The sequence below is a fragment of the Chryseobacterium daecheongense genome, assembly GCA_027920525.1.
GTDB classification, from domain to species: Bacteria; Bacteroidota; Bacteroidia; order Flavobacteriales; family Weeksellaceae; genus Chryseobacterium; species Chryseobacterium proteolyticum.
In genome coordinates this window covers 3,561,350-3,582,912 of record CP115858.1, presented here as the reverse complement: position 1 = coordinate 3,582,912, position 21,563 = coordinate 3,561,350, and the positions used below count along the sequence as shown (strand labels likewise).

17 protein-coding genes, 1 pseudogene and 1 riboswitch are annotated in these 21,563 nt (G+C 35.1%); of the genes and pseudogenes, 3 read left to right on the top strand and 15 right to left on the bottom strand.

Translation table 11 applies throughout. The features are described from left to right. Window positions 1-3 precede the first annotated feature (3 nt). The 4 genes and pseudogenes from PFY10_15950 to PFY10_15935 all read right to left on the bottom strand — a co-directional run bounded on the left by PFY10_15950 (window position 4) and on the right by PFY10_15935 (window position 6,070). Entirely contained in the window at window positions 4-1,095 is a 1,092-nt protein-coding gene (locus PFY10_15950; GenBank protein WBV55715.1) for a fatty acid desaturase, read from the bottom strand. An 81-nt stretch (window positions 1,096-1,176) separates the two neighbouring features. Continuing rightward, window positions 1,177-2,187 carry a homocysteine S-methyltransferase family protein gene (locus PFY10_15945; GenBank protein ID WBV58954.1) on the bottom strand — a complete coding sequence of 337 codons (1,011 nt, stop codon included), beginning with the start codon at window positions 2,185-2,187 and terminating at the stop codon, window positions 1,177-1,179. A gap of 67 nt (window positions 2,188-2,254) precedes the next feature. Next, entirely contained in the window at window positions 2,255-3,415 is a 1,161-nt protein-coding gene (locus PFY10_15940) for an O-succinylhomoserine sulfhydrylase (GenBank protein WBV55714.1), read from the bottom strand. 115 nt (window positions 3,416-3,530) lie between these two features. Next, a pseudogene (locus tag PFY10_15935) lies at window positions 3,531-6,070 on the bottom strand (alpha/beta fold hydrolase). A 63-nt stretch (window positions 6,071-6,133) separates the two neighbouring features. Next, a riboswitch (SAM riboswitch) is annotated at window positions 6,134-6,242 on the bottom strand. Window positions 6,243-6,431: 189 nt separating this feature from the next. Here PFY10_15935 and PFY10_15930 point away from each other — a divergent pair. Next, entirely contained in the window at window positions 6,432-9,038 is a 2,607-nt protein-coding gene (locus PFY10_15930) for a glucosidase (protein ID WBV55713.1), read from the top strand. 287 nt (window positions 9,039-9,325) lie between these two features. On the opposite strand, the gene PFY10_15925 is transcribed toward PFY10_15930, so the two are convergent. From PFY10_15925 to PFY10_15895, 7 genes are all read right to left on the bottom strand, one after another. Continuing rightward, on the bottom strand, window positions 9,326-9,745 hold the full coding sequence (locus PFY10_15925; GenBank protein WBV55712.1) for an OsmC family protein: 420 nt from the start codon (window positions 9,743-9,745) through the stop codon (window positions 9,326-9,328). 64 nt (window positions 9,746-9,809) lie between these two features. Further along, window positions 9,810-11,132, bottom strand: coding sequence for a DUF58 domain-containing protein (locus PFY10_15920; GenBank protein ID WBV55711.1), 1,323 nt, complete (start codon window positions 11,130-11,132; stop codon window positions 9,810-9,812). A 104-nt stretch (window positions 11,133-11,236) separates the two neighbouring features. Then, complete coding sequence (locus PFY10_15915) at window positions 11,237-12,268, bottom strand: MoxR family ATPase (GenBank protein ID WBV55710.1); 1,032 nt, start codon at window positions 12,266-12,268, stop codon at window positions 11,237-11,239. A gap of 61 nt (window positions 12,269-12,329) precedes the next feature. Further along, complete coding sequence (locus tag PFY10_15910) at window positions 12,330-13,493, bottom strand: hypothetical protein (protein WBV55709.1); 1,164 nt, start codon at window positions 13,491-13,493, stop codon at window positions 12,330-12,332. Window positions 13,494-13,507: 14 nt separating this feature from the next. After that, a complete protein-coding gene (locus tag PFY10_15905; protein WBV55708.1) occupies window positions 13,508-14,302 on the bottom strand; it encodes a DUF4129 domain-containing protein in 795 nt (264 codons plus the stop codon). Beyond that, window positions 14,295-15,254, bottom strand: coding sequence for a DUF4013 domain-containing protein (locus PFY10_15900; protein ID WBV55707.1), 960 nt, complete (start codon window positions 15,252-15,254; stop codon window positions 14,295-14,297). Before PFY10_15900 ends, PFY10_15905 begins: the two co-directional genes overlap by 8 nt. Further along, window positions 15,241-16,221, bottom strand: coding sequence for a stage II sporulation protein M (locus PFY10_15895; GenBank protein ID WBV55706.1), 981 nt, complete (start codon window positions 16,219-16,221; stop codon window positions 15,241-15,243). The genes PFY10_15900 and PFY10_15895 overlap by 14 nt, the downstream gene beginning before the upstream one ends. 27 nt (window positions 16,222-16,248) lie before the next feature. On the opposite strand from PFY10_15895, the gene PFY10_15890 reads away from it, so the two are divergent. Beyond that, window positions 16,249-16,998 (top strand): RDD family protein, encoded by a 750-nt coding sequence (locus PFY10_15890; GenBank protein WBV55705.1) that lies wholly within the window; start codon window positions 16,249-16,251, stop codon window positions 16,996-16,998. A gap of 92 nt (window positions 16,999-17,090) precedes the next feature. Further along, window positions 17,091-17,381, top strand: a complete 291-nt coding sequence (locus PFY10_15885) for a GNAT family N-acetyltransferase (GenBank protein WBV55704.1) — start codon at window positions 17,091-17,093, stop codon at window positions 17,379-17,381. Here PFY10_15885 and PFY10_15880 read toward each other — a convergent pair. From PFY10_15880 to PFY10_15865, 4 genes are all read right to left on the bottom strand, one after another. After that, window positions 17,370-18,341, bottom strand: a complete 972-nt coding sequence (locus tag PFY10_15880) for a glycosyl transferase (GenBank protein ID WBV55703.1) — start codon at window positions 18,339-18,341, stop codon at window positions 17,370-17,372. The genes PFY10_15885 and PFY10_15880 overlap by 12 nt on opposite strands. Continuing rightward, window positions 18,338-19,165 carry a UDP-2,3-diacylglucosamine diphosphatase gene (locus PFY10_15875; protein ID WBV55702.1) on the bottom strand — a complete coding sequence of 276 codons (828 nt, stop codon included), beginning with the start codon at window positions 19,163-19,165 and terminating at the stop codon, window positions 18,338-18,340. Before PFY10_15875 ends, PFY10_15880 begins: the two co-directional genes overlap by 4 nt. A 58-nt stretch (window positions 19,166-19,223) precedes the next feature. After that, window positions 19,224-19,964, bottom strand: a complete 741-nt coding sequence (locus PFY10_15870) for a YebC/PmpR family DNA-binding transcriptional regulator (protein WBV55701.1) — start codon at window positions 19,962-19,964, stop codon at window positions 19,224-19,226. A gap of 95 nt (window positions 19,965-20,059) precedes the next feature. After that, window positions 20,060-21,553, bottom strand: coding sequence for an OmpA family protein (locus tag PFY10_15865; protein ID WBV55700.1), 1,494 nt, complete (start codon window positions 21,551-21,553; stop codon window positions 20,060-20,062). Window positions 21,554-21,563: the final 10 nt, after the last annotated feature.

Sequence of the window (21,563 nt, the reverse complement as noted above, 5' to 3'; positions counted from 1 at the left end):
TTTTTATTCTTCTAAAATGTAATATGCATTATTTGCATTTTGCCTCAGCAACTCCACATGTTTGCCTAAAGCGGTAAAAATTGGAAATCTTTTGTATACTAAACCATGTTCTCTAGCAAACTCTTCTATTTCTTCTGTTATCTCGTTATAGTACATATAGCTATAATTTGGAAAGAGGTGGTGAGCCACATGAAAATTGAAATTCCCCAATACATTTCTGATCATCCAATTATTATTGGTTAAATCATTGGTTACTTCCAACTGATGCCGAATCCAGCTGTATGGAAGCCCGTTTTCCTCATTTAATTTTGGAAAAGCATTATCAGGAAGCGGATGTAATGGCAATAAAACAAACAAAGCAAAAATGCTTGCTGTAATGACCTGTAAAAACCAGGCTCCTATCGCCAATCCTATCGAAACTTTAAAGAATACAACAGGAACAACAATCTGATAAAAGAAATAAAAGAGTTTATAAACAACCATCTTTACTTTCTCAACAACCGGAATGGCGCCCTGGGTTTTTAAAATAACCCTTTCCTTATCAAAGAAATCCCTGAAATCCCTGATAAACATCCAGTTGAATAAATATAAAGGATACACCAAAAAGAAAAACAGATGCTGGTATTTCTGCACTCCTTTTGCACGGATCCATGGAACAATCAGCAGTAAACCACTCTGCTCTATATCAGTATCCCATCCGTCTACATTCGGATATGCATGATGGCTTGCAATATGCCTTTTCTTCCAGATATAAGAATTGGCTCCCACAAAATCAAAAATTTGCAGTACCCAGCTATTTAATCTTTTGTTTTTGAATATATTATTGTGAGCCGCTTCATGAATTAAATTCAGATAGATCAACACCAACATAATTCCCATTAACACAAAACTCAAAATATAAAGCAAAGATTTCTCAACATTAATCAACGCAAAAACATATAGCCCAATATAAATAAGGGGCAATAAAACAGCTTTAATCTGAATGTAGATATCTCTGTTTTCCTCTATGTTTTCGACTCTCTGGTTCACCTTTTTTCTTAATTCATTAAAGATTTTTGTGTCTTCTGCACTCTTTAAGTAACTCGGCTTTTCCATATGATTAGTTTTAGTTTAACTTAAAAATAATAATACTAAACCGTTATCTTACAATTGATTCAATGAAAAAAATCTATCAAATCATGCAAATTTCCTCAATTTTCTTGGCTCATACTTATTCACTAAGTCTGCTATAGCCCTGATATGTTCAGGGGTTGTACCACAACATCCTCCAATAATATTGATCAGACCTTTTTCCACATATTCTTGTATCTGTTCTGCCATAAACTCGGGTGTCTCGTCATATTTACCGAAAGCATTCGGTAATCCCGCATTGGGATATGCTGAGACATAAAAATCCGAATTATGAGCCAATGTTTCCAGATAAGGTGTAAGCTGATTAGCTCCCAGCGCGCAATTGAATCCGACACTCAAAAGATTCAGATGTGAAACCGAAATTAAAAATGCTTCTGCCGTCTGACCACTCAAAGTTCTTCCTGAAGCATCGGTAATAGTTCCTGAAACCATTATCGGAATTTTTATTCCTCTTTCATCCTGAATTTCATCAATGGCAAATAAAGCTGCTTTCGCATTTAAGGTGTCAAAGATTGTTTCTACCAGCAAGATATCAGAACCCCCATCCAAAAGAGCTTCGGACTGCTGTTTATAAGCAATTCTCAGTTCATCAAATGTAATGGCGCGATATCCCGGATCATTTACATCAGGGCTCAGGCTTGCCGTTCTGTTCGTAGGACCAATAGATCCTGCAACAAACCTAGGTTTATCCGGGTTCTTAGCCGTGAATTCATCACATACTTTTCTGGCTATTTTTGCAGATTCATAATTCAGCTCATAAACCAGGTCTTCCATATGATAATCTGCCATTGCAATTGTAGTTCCCGAGAATGTGTTGGTTTCGATAATATCAGCTCCCGCTTCCAGATATTTTCTATGAACTTCTTCAATAGCGTGAGGCTGTGTGAGGGAAAGTAGGTCGTTATTTCCTTTAACCAGATGCGGATAATCTTTGAAACGCTCACCACGATAGTCTTCTTCTTCAAATTTGTATCGTTGAAGCATCGTTCCCATCGCCCCATCAAGAACTAAAATTCTTTCGGAGAGTGCCTTATATAATTGTTCTGAACTTTTCATTTTGTAGATTGTGGCTAAAGCCGTTAATATTTTTTTCATAAATGGATTAAAGCCCATTTCAATTGAGTTAATCCAATGCCTGTTTTAAATCAGCAATAACATCTTCCACGTTTTCCAACCCTACAGAACAACGTACGAGGCCGGCAGTGATTCCCACTTCATTCCTTTCCTCATCGGTTAATTTGGAATGTGTAGTAGAAGCAGGATGTGTAACAATTGTTCTGGTATCACCAAGATTTGCTGAAAGTGAACACATCTTTATTTTATCTAAAAACTTTCGACCTCCTTCGATTCCTCCTTTGATTTCAAAAGCGACAATATTCCCTCCTAATTTCATCTGTTTTTTTGCTACTTCATAGCTTGGATGTGAAGGTAAAAAAGGATATTTTACTAATTCCACATTCGGGTGGTTTTCTAAAAATTCAGCGACTTTCAATGCATTTTCACAATGCTTTTCAACTCTGATGGCTAAAGTTTCAAGACTTTTAGACAAAACCCATGCATTAAAAGGAGACATGGCCGGACCTGTATTTCTTGCAAAAAGATAGATTTCCCGGATAAGGTCTTCTTTTCCTACCGCAACTCCACCAAGAACCCTTCCTTGTCCGTCAATTAATTTTGTTGCCGAATGAACCACAATATCAGCTCCGTACCTGATAGGTTGTTGAAGATAAGGGGTAGCAAAACAATTATCTACAATGAAGATAAGATTATGTTTTTTTGCAATTTTCCCGAAAAACTCAAGATCCAGAATCTCAATTGCCGGATTAGTCGGAGTTTCCAGATATAAAATTTTTGTATTAGGTTTGATAAGCTTTTCAACATTTTCTGCATCTTCTGCCTTAAAATAGGTAGTCTCAATATTCCATTTTGGGAAATACTTTGTAAAAAGTGTGTGTGTAGATCCAAAAACAGACTGGCAGCTTACAATATGATCTCCGGCATCAAGCAAAGTTGCAAATGTTGAATAAATTGCTGCCATTCCGGTAGCAAAAGCATATCCCGCTTCCGCACCCTCCATTTTCACAATTTTATCGGTGAATTCAGTAACGTTTGGATTAGAGAATCTGCTGTATAAATTTTTTGATTTTTCTTCTGCAAAGCTCGCCCTCATATCCTCTGCATCCTGAAAAATAAAGCTGGATGTAAGATAGAGCGGAGTAGAATGTTCATCAAACTGAGTTCGTTCAGTCTGCGTTCTTATTGCAAACGTTTCAAAATTTTCCATATAGTTTTAATTTTAATATCATGTATCAATGCAACAGTTTACCAATGAATCGATCGAATCTGATCTGAGCCATTTTTATCGGCACACTGTTATATCGTTACATTCGTACATTGATTTATTTTGTTTCACTTACTCTTAAAATATCACCAAAAACACCTCTCGCGGTTACCTGTGCTCCCGCACCGGCTCCCATAATTACAATAGGGTTTTCACCATAGCTCTCCGTATAGATTTCAAAAATGGAATCTGATCCTTTTAATTGCCCTAATGCGGAAGTAGCCGGCACAGAAATTAATTTTACATCAAGTTCTCCTTTTTCTTTTTGAAGATCGCCATGTAGATCGCCTACATATCGTAGAACATGATCTGCCTCCTGATTTTGTTTAATTTTCTGGTATTCCTCGTCTAATTCTCCCAATCTGGAAATGAATTCATTTTTGCCAATAGAAAGAAGGTTTTCAGGAATTAGATTCTGAATATTAATATCATTGAATTCATTAATCAGATCCAACTCTCTCGCCAGAATCAAAAGCTTTCTTGCAACATCATTTCCTGAAAGGTCCTCACGAGGATCCGGTTCAGTAAATCCTTTCTCCATTGCTTCTCCTATAATGGTTGAAAATTTCTCATCTCTAACTGAAAAATTATTGAAGATATAACTTAAAGAACCTGAAAACACGCCTTTAATTCTTGTAATATTTTCCCCCGACAGGTGCAATAGTTTAATGGTATCGATCAAAGGCAAACCTGCTCCCACATTGGTCTCATAAAGGTATCGCCTGTTATTTTTATTCAACGTATATCTTAGTTTACGATATTCTTCTATTGGAAGGGTATTGAAAATCTTGTTGGAAGATACAAGATCAAATCCGTTCTCAGCTAAAGCATGATAATTCTTAACAAAATCCTTACTCGCCGTATTATCAACCACAATAAGATTCTCCAGCTGATTCTCTCTGGAGAAACTGATAAGTTCATCAACATTGGAAGGGCTTTCGGCAACTAAAACCTCATCATTCCAATTATGATCAAAGCCTTTTTTATTGAATGCTATTTTTCTTGAATTAGCAACAGCCACTACTTTAAGATCTATTTTTTTCCGTCTCTTAATTTCTTCGGAAGATTCCAATACCTGGTCAATCAGAGTTTTACCCACATTCCCATGTCCAATGATTGCAAGATGAACGGTTTTAGGTTTTTTGGATATTTCAGATTCAATGATATTTTTAGTTTTCTCATCCTGAGAAGAAGTAACTACAATATTTACTCTTTTTTCACTTGCTATCTGATTCAGAAGCAAAGGAAAAACATTATTTCTTGCGAGTTCCGCCAGTATTTTATTAAAATCTTCAGCTACAAACCCCAGAACTGAAACGTTATTAATACTGTAAATCTGAGATACTGCTCCTGATTTCCTTTCCGCTTCAAATTCCTCAATCAGACAATTAACCGCATTTTCAGAATCATTTTCGTGAACCAAAATTGATATTCCGTTTTCTATAGCCTGTTGTGAGATCACTCCTACACTAATCCTGGCTAAAGTAAGTGCTTTAAAAATTCTACCGTCTATACCGATTTCCCCTAAGAAATCTTCTCCTTCAAATTTGATGATTGATCTGTTCTTTAAAAATTTTATTTCGTTAACATTTTTCATCTGTTCATTCTTTATTGTTTAGCTTTATTACAGGTTTCTTGTAATTGTTCAGTTTCTTTCTGTAATAAAATGGTTTTAATGATATTATTTAATTGTTTGTATTCCATTAGGAAGGCATCATGCCCGTGAACTGAGGTGATCTCGTGATAAGAAACATCCTTTTTTTTACCTTTCAGTTTTTCAAAACACATCCGGATTTCGGAAGCAGGAAAGAACAAATCTGTATCAACGGAGATCAAATGCATTCGAGCCTGAATATTTTCCAGCCTTTCTTCCTCGGCATTAATGTTCATCAGCAAATGATTCATCAGTTGATAAGATTTTAAACTAAATCTTTCATTAAGAGCTTTTCCGTGATATTCAAGCCAATCTTCCGATTCAAGCTTATTTTTTGCGGTATTGTATTTATTTTGAAATCTGTCGTTTAAAGATTGTGGGGTTCTATAACATAGCATTGCATGGATTCTTGCCTTTTGTAACGGAGCGTCATTTCCGTTTAATAAAAATTTCTGAACCATACATTGCGCATGCAGCCAATCATGAGTTCTGAAATCACAGGCAATGGGAATAAATACTTCTGCAAGTTCCGGACGTTTAACCAGCATTTCCCATCCTATTCCTCCACCAAGAGAACCTCCGATAATCGCATATAGGCTTTTAATGTTAAGTAATTCTAGCCCTTTTAAAAATATGCCTGCAATATCCGAAGGAGTAAACTCTTCATATTCTTCAATTAAAAAATCATCATACCCATTTCCGGGAATATTGAAACACAAAACCGTATAGACATTGGTATCAACCACCTGGCCATCTCCTACTAATTGCTTCCACCAGCCATTTGTTCCCGATACATTGGAATTTCCCGTTAAAGCATGGTTGATTAAAATAACAGGTGCCGAAAACAGCTCTTTCCCGAAGGTCTGATAGCTCAACGGGATATTGCATTCCTTTCCGGAATTAGTTTGATATGAAAGATTAATATGTTTTAGTTCTGTTTTCAATTCTATTATACATTATTTATAATACAATTGAAAATGCCACAGGAAATGGCTGAAAAACTCAGTAAGTTATCTGTCCAAAAAACAATTTGGTAGAACGTAGCACCTTCTTCGCTTGCACAAAGGGTTGCTAAGGTTTCATCGGGTCTAATCCCTCAACCTTTCTTGATAACATTTTCAATATTTGAATGATCGAATGCTGCAAAGATATAATATTTTATTTAATTTTTTCATGAAAAAATTAATTTATTCTGAAAATCCCTGTAATCATTATAGTTACAAGGATGTATTAAGAATTATTCAGATAGAAAAAATTGGAATTATTTTTCAAAAAAATTACCTTCGTAGTGAAAAATGATGAACTATGACTGCAGAAAAACAAAGATTACAGGATATAAAATGGAAAAACTGGGGGCCTTATGTAAGCAACAGACAATGGGGTAATGTTCGTGAGGATTATAGTCCCAATGGCAATGCGTGGAATTTCACCAATCATGATAAAGCTGAAAGTTATGCCTACCGTTGGGGTGAAGAAGGGATTGCCGGAATATCAGACACCAAACAGCTTTTTTGTTTCGCTCTTTCATTTTGGAACAAAAAGGACAAAATGATCAAAGAACGTTTTTTCGGATTGAGTAATCCCCAGGGCAATCATGGTGAAGATATCAAAGAGATCTTTTACTATCTGGACAACACGCCTACCCATAGTTATATGAAGATGGTGTATAAATATCCGATCCATGAATTTCCTTATGATCACCTGCTATCTGAAAACGGAAGACGAAGCAAAAAAGAAGCTGAATTTGAAATCTTTGATACCGGAATCTTTGATAATGATGAATATTTTGATATTTTCATCGAATACTGTAAAGCAGATGCTGACGATTTTTTAGTCCGTATCACAGTTTGTAACAGGAGCCAAAACGATGCACCTATTGTTGTCGCTCCAACAGCCTGGTTCCGTAACAACTGGAAATGGGGATATAATACTTATAAGGGGCAGCTAAACGCCTCATACGACGGCTGTATTGATATTAACCATGATAGTATTTCCATCAAAAAATTCTATTCAAGAAACACCGGTGCCAAAAGTCTCTTTTGTGATAATGAAACCAATACACCTAAATTATACGGAGCTCCTTTAACAGATAACACCTATTTCAAGGATGGTATAAACGATCACATTATTCATAACTCCAATACCGTTAATCCGGAAAAAAGAGGCTCAAAAGCGGCTTTTGTGATTGAAGAAATTATTGGTGGGGGACAATCAAAAACCTTTGATTTCAGGCTGTCGCCAAACGACACCGATGAACCATTTCATCATTTTGATGAGATTTTCAACACCCGGATTGCTGAGGCCAACGAATTCTATGAAGAAGTTCAGCACGATGTAACGAATGATGATGAAAGAAATGTTCAACGTCAGGCTTTCGCAGGGCTATTATGGAACAAACAATTTTATCATTATAATGTTGGGAAATGGCTTAAGGGAGATCCTAATTTTGATGCACCGAGGGATTTCAACCACTATGTAAGAAATACAGAGTGGAACCACATGCACAATAAGGACATTATTTCAATGCCTGACAAATGGGAATATCCATGGTATGCTACCTGGGATCTCGCTTTTCACTGCGTTCCCTATGCATTAATTGATGCCCAGTTTGCAAAAAACCAACTTCTCTTGTTAACCAAAGAGTGGTATATGCATCCTAATGGACAACTTCCGGCGTATGAATGGAACTTAAGTGATGTAAATCCACCTGTCCATGCCTGGTCTTGCTTCAGGGTATTTAAGATTGATGAAAAGACCAATGGAAAACCGGATCTCCTGTTTCTGGAAAAGGTTTTTCAAAAATTACTTTTGAACTTTACCTGGTGGGTAAACCGTAAGGATAAAAACGGTAAAAATATTTTCGGCGGCGGTTTTCTAGGTCTTGATAATATCGGAGCTTTCGATCGTAATATGGAACTTAAAGACGGTGAGCATCTTGAACAGGCAGACGGTACAAGCTGGATGGCAATGTATGCATTGAATATGATGAGAATTGCAATGGAACTTGCCCAATACTATCAGGTATATGAAGACATGGCCATTAAGTTTTTTGAGCATTATCTTTACATCGCGGAAGCAATGGAAAACATGGGTGATGGAAAAGAAGGCCTTTGGAATGAAGAAGATGGTTTTTTCTATGATGTACTACAACTTGGGAACGGCGAAAGTGTTACGCTTCGTTTAAGAAGTATTGTCGGGCTTATTCCTTTATTTGCTGTGGAGATTATTGATCACGGATTATTGGAAAAAATGCCCAACTTTAAAATAAGAATGGAATGGGTGCTGAAAAATAAGCCGGAACTTACGAAACTGGTTTCCCATTGGGATGAAGAAGGTCACGGCAGAAAACATTTAATGAGTATCCTTCGTAAAAACAGACTAACAAAAGTCTTGACAAGAATGCTGGATGAAAAAGAATTTTTAAGTTCTTATGGTATCAGGGCCATGTCTAAAGTATATGAAGAAAATCCTTTTATTTTCTCTGTTCATGGGACAGAAAATGTGGTTTATTATACCCCTGCGGAAAGTGACAGCAGAATGTTTGGAGGAAATAGTAACTGGAGAGGCCCGATCTGGTTCCCTATTAACTTTTTGATTGTCGAAAGTCTGCAGCGTTTTCATTTCTATTATGGAAACAGCCTGAAAGTGGAATTACCGACAGGAAGCGGAGATAAAAGGAATCTGGATGAAGTAGCACAAAATATCAGTAACAGGCTATGTTCTATATTCCTTAAAGATGAACAGGGACAAAGAGCTTTTAATGGGGGAAACAATAAGTTTAATCACGATGAGCATTTCAAAGATTATATCACCTTTTATGAATATTTTCACGGAGATAACGGACGTGGAGTTGGCGCCTCACATCAAACAGGATGGACGGCAACGGTCGCTAAATTGATGAAACCGAGATAGAATAAAAATGTACCACTTTCTTAAGTGGTACATTTTTTTTATCAATTAATTAACCTTTAGTATTGAACATCATTGATGCCTTAATTTTAGCCATAAACCAAAACAAGCAACAAAAATAATAATTATAATAGATTATTGATAAATATTTCATATATTTACATCGTTAATCTTTAAGAAAATGAAACTCAATGTTTAAATCTTAAAGAAAGAAAATACCCTCAACAACACATAATAAGCATAAAGCCGGATTTTAACAATCCGGCTTTTTTATTTTGTTTATAACATCCTTAAATTTTTTCTCCATTTACAAATACATCATAACCGATTTCTACGTTAGGCTCCAAAGTTTTAGAAACAGAACAGTATTTATCAAATGATAACTGCGCTGCTTTCAAAGCCTTAGCAGGGTCTATGTTACCTTCCAAAAAAAACTGAACTTTAATTGATTTAAAAGGCTTAGCATCATCGACAGGGACTCTCTCACCTTCTACTTCTGCTTTAAAACCTGTGATATCCTGTCTTTGTTTTTTTAATATGGACACGACGTCTATTCCACTACATCCTGCAACTGCCATTAAAACACTTTCCATGGGAGAAACTCCTTTAGCTCCAGGCTGCGAAGTATTATCCAAAAGAATGGAATTCCCTTGGGAATTTGTACATTCAAACAAAAAGTCATCGTTTATTCTATTAAGTGTTATTTTCATTGTTCTGTTTATATTATTAAATCCTAGAATTAATCTATGATGTATTAAAGTTATCTATGCAAAATTATAAAATTCCTCTTGCTTTGATCTCAAGATATTTATTGATAACGTCAATATTTAAATTTTCAGGAAGGGTATACACTGTATAAATACCATACTTTCGAAGTTCCTGTATGATTAGTTTTTTTTCAAATTCAAATTTTTCAGCAATAACTTCATCATAAATCTCCTGCATACTCTCCGGATTCTTATGAATTAAAGTCTGGAGTTCCGAATTCTTAAAAAATACAACGACTAACAAATGATTTTTTGCAATGCCACGCAAGTACTTTAACTGCCTGTTCAAACCATCCAGCGTTTCAAAATTTGTAAAAAGTAAAATCAGACTTCTTTGGTTGATTGAATATTTTACATCCTGATAAAGGCGGTTAAAATCACTTTCAAAAAAATTGGTTTTAATATTATAAAGTGATTCCGAAATTTTCTTTAGCTGACCGGATTTGTTTTCTGCAGCTATCTTGTTTTCAGTTTTTTTAGAGAATGTCATCATCCCTGCCCGATCTCCTTTTTTTAATATAATATGAGACAGGGCCATTGTCGCATTGATAGAATAATCAAGAAGACTTAACTCTTTAAATGGCATTTTCATGGTTCGCCCAGTATCAATCAGCATGAAAATCCTTTGAGATTTTTCATCCTGAAACTGATTAACCATCAAACGATTGGTCTTTGATGTAGCCTTCCAATTGATTGTCCTGATATCATCCCCGGGAACATAATCCTTGATCTGCTCAAACTCCATGGTATGGCCGAGCTTTCTGATTTTTTTGATACCCCCCAATAAGAATTCACTTTGAAGAGCCATTAATTCATATTTCCGTAAATGAATAAAAGAAGGATATGCCGCTAAATTTGCATTTTTCTGGAATCTATATCTTTTTGAAACAAAACCTATCGGAGAAGAAGTATAAACATTTAAGCTACCAAAATTATATTCACCTCTTTCTTTAGGCTCAAGAATATATTGAAAGAATGCATTTCTGCCGGGATCAATTTCTTTTCGAATTAAAAAATCCCTTTTCTGAAACTGAAACGGAATTTCATCGATGATTTTAGTATTGATCTTAAAACCATAATTATTTTTAATATCAATTTTTATTGGATTCTCATCACCATTTGATAACTTTTCAGGTAAGATCCTTTGTGCTAAAACACCTTCTTTTTGATTAAAAAGTAAAAGATAATCTACCATTGCAGCCAAAAAGCAAAGCAAGAGCACAATATGAGCTACATAAATAAAAATTGGAAAGAAAAAAGCCAGAACATAAAGTATCCCCACTCCAATGAGCGTAAAGAAAAAGCGATTATTAATGTATAAGTTTCTCATTTTTCAGGTTGTGGATAACAGATTTTATGGCAGCCTTATAAATCCACTACAAGGAATCTATTAATCTCTTCAACATTTTGAAATTCTATAATATCACTTATTATTTATCTTGGAATTTCTATTCCCTCCAGAATCTGTCTGATTATTTCGTCAGCACTTAAACCTTCCATTTCTCTTTCCGGCGAAACAATTACTCTGTGTCTCAACACTGCATAACTGGCTTCTTTGATATCTTCCGGAGTTACAAAATCCCGCCCCCTTAAAGCCGCAAACGCTTTAGATGCCGTAAGTAAGGCTAAACTTGCCCTTGGTGAGGCTCCTAAATATAAAAACTGATTTTCTCTTGTATTAACAATGATTTTAGCAATATACTCCATCAGCTGTGCTTCTACAATGATTTCTTTCACCAACTGCTGATAGTTTTTTAATTGCTGCGCAGTGATAACACGTCCTACTGCTTCTGTTTTATCTTCGGTCCTGCTTTCATGTTGATTCTTAATAATCAGAACTTCCTGTTCAAGATTAGGATACCCAACATTTATTTTAAACAAAAACCGGTCTAACTGTGCTTCCGGAAGCCTGTATGTTCCTTCATGCTCAATCGGATTTTGTGTAGCAACGACTAAAAACGGCTCCTCCATCGTATATCGGATACCGTCCATTGTAATCTGCCTTTCTTCCATTACTTCAAACAAGGCAGCTTGTGTTTTTGCCGGAGACCTGTTGATCTCATCAATTAAAATAAAATTGGAGAAAATAGGTCCTTTTTTAAACTCAAACTCCGAATTTTTCACGCTGAATACTGAAGTCCCTAAAATATCCGAAGGCATGAGATCAGGGGTAAATTGTATTCTGCTGAAATTTACATCAATAGTTTTTGCCAGCAACTTTGCCGTAATGGTTTTTGCAACTCCGGGAACTCCCTCAATGAGAACATGTCCATTTGAAAGGAGCGCTGCCAAAAGATGTTCTATCATACTCTCCTGCCCCACAATCACCTTACTTATTTCGGCTTTTACTTTTTCTAAACTCACACGGAGTTCAATCATATCGATTCTCGATTGAAAATCGTTTTCTTCTTTATCAAGATTTATAGAACTTTGATTTTCTACATTTTCGTTCTCAAGGTTTTCCATACAATTTAATTTATCATTTGTCAATGTATCCGTAACCACAGTTACTACATCGTTATATTATTTATCGTATTATTTCATCCAGGATCGTATTCATTCTGGTGAGATCTTCTTTCATTACACTGGCATAAGGATCCTGAGCTTTCCGGATAAGAGCAATAGCTTCGGTAATTACCTCTATATTTTTCCCTGTTTTCAATTGCAGTTTCTTTGCAAACTCACTATCGAGATTCTGGGTATCGATAAGAAGATCCATTCTAACTTTATTCAGGAAATATTGGGCTTTTTTAGCCATCATATCATGAAAATCACCTTCCTGCAGATAAAGATTTCCGATACTTTTCACAAATTCTACAGAAGTATTTTTCAGAGGTTCTATTACAGGAACAATTCTCTGTTTCCTTTTTGCATTGAAAAAAATAAATAAGATCATCCCTCCTAAAAATACCCACCATGCATATTTCAGCGCTGGTTTTGACAGAATAAATCTCATAAAAAAGCGGGAAGAAGCCTTGGCATCTGCAGCTTCCACAAACCAAACGGTTTCCTTATCGTTAAGATACGAAAAAACATCCTGTGCATATTTTATATTTCCAGGTTTCAGAAGATAATAGTTGGTGAGAAAAAGTGGCTCACTATGAACGAAAATATTTCCCTTTCCCAACTTTACTTTTATAAAATTTGCCTGATCCGTGTTATTCTTTTCAACAGTCTTTCCTAGTATCTCAACACCGGGTTTAACATAAGAAAATCCTCTTCCAGACGGAAATTTATCTAAGTTAATAAAATCATTCTGATATTTCTTATCTGTAAACTTTAACACATTCTGATCTTCAAAAGAGATTTGAGAAGCATAAAAGCCTATACTATCAGAAATTTCTTTTGGTATCCTGCCTGCAATCAACATAGCATCCGATCCTTTGGAGACTTCATTCAAGATACTGCGCCAGGATTCCCTGTCAATTTCTTTTTCTATTATTAAAATATTGTGAGACTGCTTTTTATTCTCATTATAATATTCATAGGGTGTTTCAGCTATTTTCTTAAGCTGATTTTTAAAAAGATCTTTAGACTCTTTGTTAAATACAAATAACCCAAAAGGTGATTTTTCATTTGGATCAAAGTTCTTTCGCCAGTCTGTAACTTCCTTTTTATTAACTTCAAGCAATGCCAGAATCACCATGATAATGATGAAAATTACAGCATATATTTTGAAAGTTTTATTCATTTTTAAAGATTTTATTATGGCTTAAATGTCTGATATTGATTTTTAAATTTCAAATAATCCTGTTCGGTAATACTAAATTCACCATACCATACATAATCAAATATATAGGAAAGGTTTGAAAATTCTTTTTTCAGGTAATCTGCTTTAAGCTCTGTCGCATAATCTTTATTCGTCTTCTCAGGATTCCAGATGATAAGCTTTTTATCGCTCAACTTTTTAAGAACGTATAAAAACTGATAACGTACTGCGGAACGGTAATCTCCTGTTACTTCAAATTTTGCAATGCTCTCGGGAAAATTGATTTCATGGATATTTTCATGCAATTCTTCTTCATTGATATTTACTTTTTTATTCTTTTTCCCAAAGAAGAAGTTGCCGTCTTTACTTATGAGATACCTGACAATAAAATATAGCAGAAAACCTATAAGTAGAATGGCAAATAAACGCATCACAATAGTGGTAACCTTTGCAGAGGTTCCAAAGGTATCCTCACCGAAAATACCCTCAAGAATTCTTGCTATTTTCCGTTGCAGTTTTTGCCAGAAAGATTCCTTGGGTTTTATCGTTGTGTAATCAAACTCGTTTCCTTTGTATCTTGACTTAAGATTTTCCCTGAATTTTTTAGGATAAACCGTATTTTCAGAAACCGGGTGTTCTATCAATACAGAATCTGCACGGTACATATTTTTATAATGCCCTGTACTCAAAGAATCTTCAACATATGCTTCCGGTGGCAATTCATTGTCATCCTGAGCATACACGAATCCTGTTGAGAAAAAGATCAGTAAGAAAAAAACAATTTTATTCATTATTACCGATGGTTTCTATTTCTGCAAGTTCCACCTTCTGATGCAGATCTGTCCTGCTATCGTAATACATCAATCCAGAATTGATATACATAATATTTGAAAGAAAAAATGAAAGCAGCATGGAAATCCCATATATCACAAAAAAAAGCACTCCCATGGCTCCCTGAAAGGGATTTTGTTCAAAATTTCCATCAGGAGCTGAAGTAAGAATTGAACTGTAGAAAAATATCATGGGAATAAATGTGAAAATGGTGGTTATGGTATACATGATAAGAAAAATGATCGTTGTAGCTCCCCAATACTTCCAGTAAGGAGACTTTTCCCTTCCGTTGGTATAAGAAAACTGTGATCTTATCGAATAACTTAAACTCTCAAAAAAGCCGCGGCCACTATTAAAATAATCATACATCAAAAATGTAACAACATTAAACAATGTCGGATACACCAGCAACATAATAAATAATCCGATGATAATTAGTATCAATGCGTATGAGATGCCGATCATAATCAAAGCCAGGGGAGTTACAATAAATACCATTCCCAAGCAAAGTGTACCTATTCTTCCTGCGTTATTTTTAAAATCGCTGAGAATATCATCTGTCCTTATTTTTTCTTCGCCCTTTGAAAGTCTTTTCAGATAAAAAACAGGATAAAGATAATTGACAATCACCAGGATAAAAAAAAGCAGAAACGTAAGCAAGCAAACAACAATTAACATCCCTGCATTATCTTCAAAATACTGCTGAAAATAGTAACTGTTACCATTCATATTTGACCCGAATATCTGGGAAAACAGTTCCCTGTATCCAAAAACAAAAATGGTAGTCATTAAAATCAGCAACAAACCATTCAGCAAAATATAGTTTTTGAAATAATTCTTTCCATATAATTTGAAAAAATTAAAACTATCACTGATAAAGGTCCCGAAATCTCTTTTTTTATATAGCTGCATCATCTGTGTTTTTAATTTTTTTATTGACAACGGATGGATAAATAAAATAATAATATCCGATAACCGTTAGCGAACCTAGGATAATAATTAAATTTAAAGCTAATGGCATTTTTAAAGCATGCCTTGTAACATAGCCTTCAATAATTCCCGCACAAATGGTAAAAGGAATTGTACTTAAAAATATTTTGAAGGAATCTTTAAATCCATTTTTAAATGAGTTGAATCTCGACAGGGTTCTTGGAAATAAAATTGATGCCCCGAGAATTAATCCGCACATAGCTTCAACAACCATTGCGAAAATTTCAAAAACACCGTGTAACCATATTCCTCTTGCACTATCCTTAAGTGCCCCATAGTCATAAAAGAAGTACTGGAAGGATCCGAGCATCACACTGTTTGAAAGTAATGCATACAGTGTACCTACTCCTCCAAAAACTCCGTAAATATACAATTTAGCACCTACCCCAATGTTATTAAAGATAATCCCAATGGTACTTCCCCATGTAGAACCACTTTGATAGACACCAACCGCATTTCCTTTCTTAATATTCTCTATTGTTTCATTCACATAACTTTCACCCAAAATTATATTTACAAAATCCTTATCATAAATTGCTGAAAGGACTCCTATTGAAGTAAACAATGCAAAAAACAAAAACGCGTAGAGCAAATATCTTTTGTATTGATACACTAACAAAGGAACCTCTGTTTTGAAGAAATAAAGGACTCTGTTTTCCTCTACCCTTTTTGTTTTGTAAATTTTCTGGAATATCTGTGAAGAAAGATGATTTAAATAAACCGTAGTATTACTTTTAGGATAATAAGTCTGAGCAAAAGAAAGATCATTAATGAGGTTGATATACAACGATGACAGGTCATCCGGATTTTTTTTTATTTTCCCTTGAATAACCTGTTCAATTCCCAACCATTTTTCTTTATTTTGTTTTATGAAATAAACTTCTCTCATAATCTAAAGGCTAAAATAATAAAAATTATGTCTCAAATTGCGATTAATACCTCACAAAATGTAAATATTAATTTCAACATTGCCAGTGTTGGAGAAAGAATGCTTGCATTTATTATAGATCTCCTGATCAAAGTCGCTTATGCAGTCGTTACTTTCTATGTATTTTTCAATTTTCTTGATTTGGGATATTTATTAAATGGCCTGGATCAATGGTCTCAGATGGCTATTTATATTGCCATCACATTTCCCATTTACATCTATCCTTTGGTTTTGGAAAGCTTAATGGAAGGGCAGACTCCCGGAAAAAAAGTAATGAAAATCCGTGTGGTAAAAATCGACGGATACCAGGCTGGTTTTGGAGATTATCTGATCCGTTGGGTATTCAGGATAATAGACACATCTTTTGCGGGTGTTATCGGATTAATTTCCATGATTGTTTCTAAAAATAATCAGCGCCTCGGGGATATCGCATCAGGCACAGCTGTTATTTCATTAAAAAATAGCATTAATATTTCTCATACTATCCTGGAAAACATACAGGAGGATTATGTTCCTTCATTCCCTCAGGTTATTGCATTAAGTGATAATGATATGAGAATTATTAAAGATAATTACACAAAGGCCCTAAGAGTAGATGACCGGCAAATCATCAGTAAGCTTTCCGACAAGATCAAGAATATTTTGAAACTGGAAGTTGATCCCGTAAAAATGACGGAAAGGCAGTTTATCAATATTATCATCAAAGATTATAACTATTATACAGGAAAAGATAATTAGAATTTCTGTTTGGAATTATCTTTGTCCATAGATTACACTCGAATCCAAGTCGGTGCAGTTTTTGCACGTGATACAATACTAAGCTTTTAATTATGAAATTTGAAAACAATAAATCCGGAAATGGAGGAGTACTTACACTAAACAATGAACTTACAGAAATTGGCAGACTGACCTATACCATCTTCCCGGAAGAAAACAAATTCATTATATCCTTCGTTTTAGTGCATCCTGAATTTGAAGGCAGAGGAATGGGAAAATATCTCGTAGAAGAGGCCATCAGATTCGCAAGAGAAAACAATTGGAAAGTGTATCCTCATTGTTCTTATGCCAGATCAGTAATGATGAGAATGAATGATGTAGATGATATTTTTTTAAAGAATTAAAACCTCATTTAACAGTATTTGTTCAATATCATCAGGGTAATCTACTTTAATGTGATGATCTGAAGCTACCCATTCCATTATTTCCCCAAGCTTTAATACTTTAGAATTGGGAATTCCCATCGTATCCAGAGCACAGGCATTGCACTCCTGCTCATATTGATTATGAATTGGAATAACAAACAACTTTTTATCCATAAAGAGAGCTTCAGCCGGAGCTTCAAAACCTGCATTACATAAAATACCATCACAATTTTCAAAACAGGTCAGGTATTCCTTTTCATCGATGGGGAATATTTCAACATTTTTTATTTTAAGTCTCACTTTGCTGTACTTGGAAAAAACCTTCCACTGCACAGGAATTTGTTTTAATACTTTAATAATATTTTCATCAGAAAAGCTTGGTAAATAAACCAGGTAGTATCCTTTTTTATCAGGATTAAGATTTCGTATTTTATGTCTTATGACCGGCTTCTTTATTTGTGGATGATAATTTTCAAAATGAAAACCAATCCTTCTTTCACTGGGTACATAATACTTCAAGATAAGTTCACCCAGGAAGTCTCTTTTTTTAGGTTTTGGAGTTTCAGCAAAACTCATCGAAGCCTGATGACTAAGCTCAATCATCGGAAGATTCTTTAGCTTGCTTGCCCACCCCGTTAACGGTTCATAGTCATTAATGATGAGATCGTACTGCTTTAGTTCCAGATCATTGATTGTTTTTGCCGCCTCAATAAATTTATTTTCAGTAAATGTTTTTCGATAGGATAAACCACCTGTTTTGTTATAGAGTAAGGAAATCCCTTTATATTGAAAGTTAATGTCAAAATCAGCCTTTAATTGCGATTGATGACCACTGATTAAAGTATCAACCGAAGCATATTTTTTTAATATAGGAATGATCTCCTGAGCCCTTGCAACATGTCCGTTACCTGTGCCTTGAAACGCATATAAGATTTTCATTCAGAAAAGTTAGTTACAATTTTAAGAAGTTCGTTGGTATCAAGATCCTGAATTTCCTCTGTTTCATCATCCTGCAGCAGATGTTTATGCTCATCATAGTAAAAGATCTTCCATTCTTTATCATGGTACTCCAAAGCTGATAAGTTCTCTATCCAGTCTCCGGAATTAAGATAAGTGCAAGCGCCTTTTTTATTGGTAACTTTACGAATTTGAGGCTGATGGATGTGACCACATATGACAAAGTCGTAATGATTATCTATTGCAAGTTCAGAAGCCGTAAGTTCAAAGTCACCAATATACTTTACCGCCTTTTTTACGTTATTTTTGATTTTTTTGGAGAATGAGTATTTTTCCCTACCCATTTTTTCCAGGATCCAATTAACGACGTTATTGATCATGATTAGCAAATCATATCCTTTTCCGCCTAGTTTTGCGATCCATTTAGAATGTTGAACAGATGCATCAAATACATCACCATGAAAGATCCATGTTTTCTTTTTATCAATATCAAGACAGATTTTGTTGCAGACTTTAAGTTTACCTAATTCGAAATCGGTAAACTTTCGGAACATCTCGTCATGATTTCCGGTAATGTAATATACCTTGGTATTTTTTGTTGCAAATGAGAGAATCTTTTTAATTACCTTCAAATGAGGTTTAGGGAAGTAAGACTTTTTGAATTGCCAGATGTCAATGATATCACCATTCAAAACCAGAATTTTCGGTTGAATAGAATTCAGATATCTTAACAATTCTTTAGCCTTACATCCATAAGTTCCCAAATGCACATCCGAAATTACAACTAATTCAACGTTTCTTTTCATAGTTTTATGCAAAGAAACTAATTGAAAGTTAACTGTATATGAATGTTATATTATTTTTTTACAAAGAGTTCATAAGCTCCTCTGTAATTTCCATGTTATGATAAACATTTTGTACATCATCATCTTCCTCAAAGCGATCAAGCATTTTCATATTGGCTTTAAACTGCTCTTCAGTAACTTCTTTTGTATTGTTTGGAATTCTTTGAAGCTCTGCACTTTTAACTTCAATTTTTAGTTCATCTAATTTATGAGATAAAGAACCGAAATCTTCAAATGCAGTAGTGATCATTATTTCTTCATCATCTTTATCAATATCTTCTGCACCACCATCAATCATCTCCATTTCAAATTCATCCCAATCCATTTTTACCTGGCTCGGATCGATGTAAAAGATCCCTTTTCTATCGAAGATAAAGGCCAGTTCCCCGTTTTTCCCCAGGTTACCATCAAATTTATTAAAGACAGCTCTTACATTCGCTACCGTTCTTGTCGTATTATTTGTAGTACATTCTACAAAGAAAGCAACTCCTCCTTGTCCATACCCTTCGTATGTTACCTCTTCATAGTTTTCAGCATCAGCTCCACTTGCTTTTTTGATTGCTCTTTCTACGTTATCTTTCGGCATATTTGCACCTTTGGCATTCTGGATGCATCTTCTTAACGCCGGATTTGATTCCGGGTCTGCTCCACCTGCTTTTACTGCTAACGCTATATCTTTACCAATTTTAGAGAAAGTCTTGGCCATTTTATCCCAACGCGCCATTTTCGAAGCTTTTCTATATTCAAACGCTCTTCCCATTTTTATTTTTAAATTTTGAACAAAATTACTTAAAAGTCAACGAAAAAAAAATACCTCCAAAAAATTTGGAGGTATTAATTATTTAGAAAAATTAATTATTTTCTTTTTTTAGCTGGAGCTTTTCTTTTAGCTGGAGCTTTACCTTTCTTCACTACAGTCTTCTTCTCTACAACTTCTAGATCAGATTTCTTAAGTGCATCCCAAGCAGCACCGTTAACAGCTTCTACAACTACTTTTCTGTCTACCATTCTTTCAGCATCAGATGCTTTTTCAGATACAGTAGCATCTCTTTCACCTACACCTACAGATTTCAATTGAGTTCCGCTAACACCTCTTGATTCTAAAGCAGCAACTACAGAAGCAGCTCTTTGTCTAGAAAGTTTCAAGTTGTAAGCATCAGCACCTTTCTTATCTGTGTGACCAGTTACTAAGAATGTTCCGTCGTTAGATTGCTTAATGATTGTTGCAGCTTGATCTAATTTAGCGCTAGATTCAGGTCTGATAGTCGCTTTGTTGAAATCAAACAAGATATCTTTAAGAGCACCTGTAGCTTCTTTAGCGATTACATCTTTAGGCTTAGGACATCCGTTGTATTCTGGTAATCCAGGAACTGTAGGACAAGCATCATCTTTATCAAGGATACCGTCACCATCTGTATCTGGCCAAGGACAACCATTGTTTTCAGCTGGACCTGCTACTGTAGGACAAGCATCATCTTTGTCGATAACACCGTCACCATCTGTATCTGGCCAAGGACAACCGTTGTTTTCAACTGGTCCTGCTACATCTGGACATTGATCGTCTTTATCTGGAACTCCATCACCGTCAGTATCAGGACATCCTTGGAATTCTGGTAAACCTGGAGTATCAGGACAAAGATCGTCTTTATCTAAGATACCATCTTTATCTCTATCTCTGTTACCAAATCTAAAGTTCAAAGATGCAGAAGCTTGCCAGAAGTTTGCAACTGTAGATTTATCACCTGGAGTTGAAACATAATCTCCTTGAACACCTAAACCGAAGTTTTTAGTTACCCAGAAGTTGATACCTGCACCAGTAGAAACTGTAAAGAAGTTAGCTTTACCATTTTCATTACCGTTATCCCCGTTACTGATAACATAACCGTTAGCGTCAGTTCTTGGGAAAGTTAATGCAGTATAATCATGTCTTAAATAGTTCGCACCTACTCTTAAGTATGGATCAAACCAAGACTCCTCGTTCCATAAAAGACCCGCTGCCTTAGCTTGGAAACCAAGACCAGTCATTAGGAAAAATTCTTTCCCGCTGTTGAATCTCTTATTGTCAACGTTCCCTACTGAAGTCTGCCAGTCGATTACTAAACCTTTACCGATATTTCTTGCTACAGTAAGTTTAGATAATGGAGGCGTAATAGAGAAGTTGTTCATATTGAACAAAGTCTTTGTTAAATTTCTTGCAGCAAAAGTATTACTGAAGTTGTTTCTCTGAGCTGTATGATTTTCCGCATGAGCACCAACTCCGATCATCCACGGATTGTTGGTAGTCTGTGCGAATACAGTAGAAGCAACAGTAAGTGCCAATGCTGAAATTCCTAATTTTAGATTTTTCATAGAATTAAAT

What these genes read in the sequence shown, in the direction of transcription:
- PFY10_15880 (WBV55703.1), bottom strand. Translation starts at nt 18,341, where the DNA reads ATGAAAATCTTATATGCGTTTCAAGGCACAGGTAACGGACATGTTGCA.
- PFY10_15885 (WBV55704.1), top strand. Translation starts at nt 17,091, where the DNA reads ATGAAATTTGAAAACAATAAATCCGGAAATGGAGGAGTACTTACACTA.
- PFY10_15940 (WBV55714.1), bottom strand. Translation starts at nt 3,415, where the DNA reads ATGGAAAATTTTGAAACGTTTGCAATAAGAACGCAGACTGAACGAACT.
- PFY10_15945 (WBV58954.1), bottom strand. Translation starts at nt 2,187, where the DNA reads ATGAAAAGTTCAGAACAATTATATAAGGCACTCTCCGAAAGAATTTTA.
- PFY10_15930 (WBV55713.1), top strand. Translation starts at nt 6,432, where the DNA reads ATGACTGCAGAAAAACAAAGATTACAGGATATAAAATGGAAAAACTGG.
- PFY10_15890 (WBV55705.1), top strand. Translation starts at nt 16,249, where the DNA reads ATGTCTCAAATTGCGATTAATACCTCACAAAATGTAAATATTAATTTC.
- PFY10_15875 (WBV55702.1), bottom strand. Translation starts at nt 19,165, where the DNA reads ATGAAAAGAAACGTTGAATTAGTTGTAATTTCGGATGTGCATTTGGGA.
- PFY10_15915 (WBV55710.1), bottom strand. Translation starts at nt 12,268, where the DNA reads ATGGAAAACCTTGAGAACGAAAATGTAGAAAATCAAAGTTCTATAAAT.
- PFY10_15900 (WBV55707.1), bottom strand. Translation starts at nt 15,254, where the DNA reads ATGCAGCTATATAAAAAAAGAGATTTCGGGACCTTTATCAGTGATAGT.
- PFY10_15910 (WBV55709.1), bottom strand. Translation starts at nt 13,493, where the DNA reads ATGAATAAAACTTTCAAAATATATGCTGTAATTTTCATCATTATCATG.
- PFY10_15905 (WBV55708.1), bottom strand. Translation starts at nt 14,302, where the DNA reads ATGAATAAAATTGTTTTTTTCTTACTGATCTTTTTCTCAACAGGATTC.
- PFY10_15870 (WBV55701.1), bottom strand. Translation starts at nt 19,964, where the DNA reads ATGGGAAGAGCGTTTGAATATAGAAAAGCTTCGAAAATGGCGCGTTGG.
- PFY10_15925 (WBV55712.1), bottom strand. Translation starts at nt 9,745, where the DNA reads ATGAAAATAACACTTAATAGAATAAACGATGACTTTTTGTTTGAATGT.
- PFY10_15950 (WBV55715.1), bottom strand. Translation starts at nt 1,095, where the DNA reads ATGGAAAAGCCGAGTTACTTAAAGAGTGCAGAAGACACAAAAATCTTT.
- PFY10_15895 (WBV55706.1), bottom strand. Translation starts at nt 16,221, where the DNA reads ATGAGAGAAGTTTATTTCATAAAACAAAATAAAGAAAAATGGTTGGGA.
- PFY10_15920 (WBV55711.1), bottom strand. Translation starts at nt 11,132, where the DNA reads ATGAGAAACTTATACATTAATAATCGCTTTTTCTTTACGCTCATTGGA.
- PFY10_15865 (WBV55700.1), bottom strand. Translation starts at nt 21,553, where the DNA reads ATGAAAAATCTAAAATTAGGAATTTCAGCATTGGCACTTACTGTTGCT.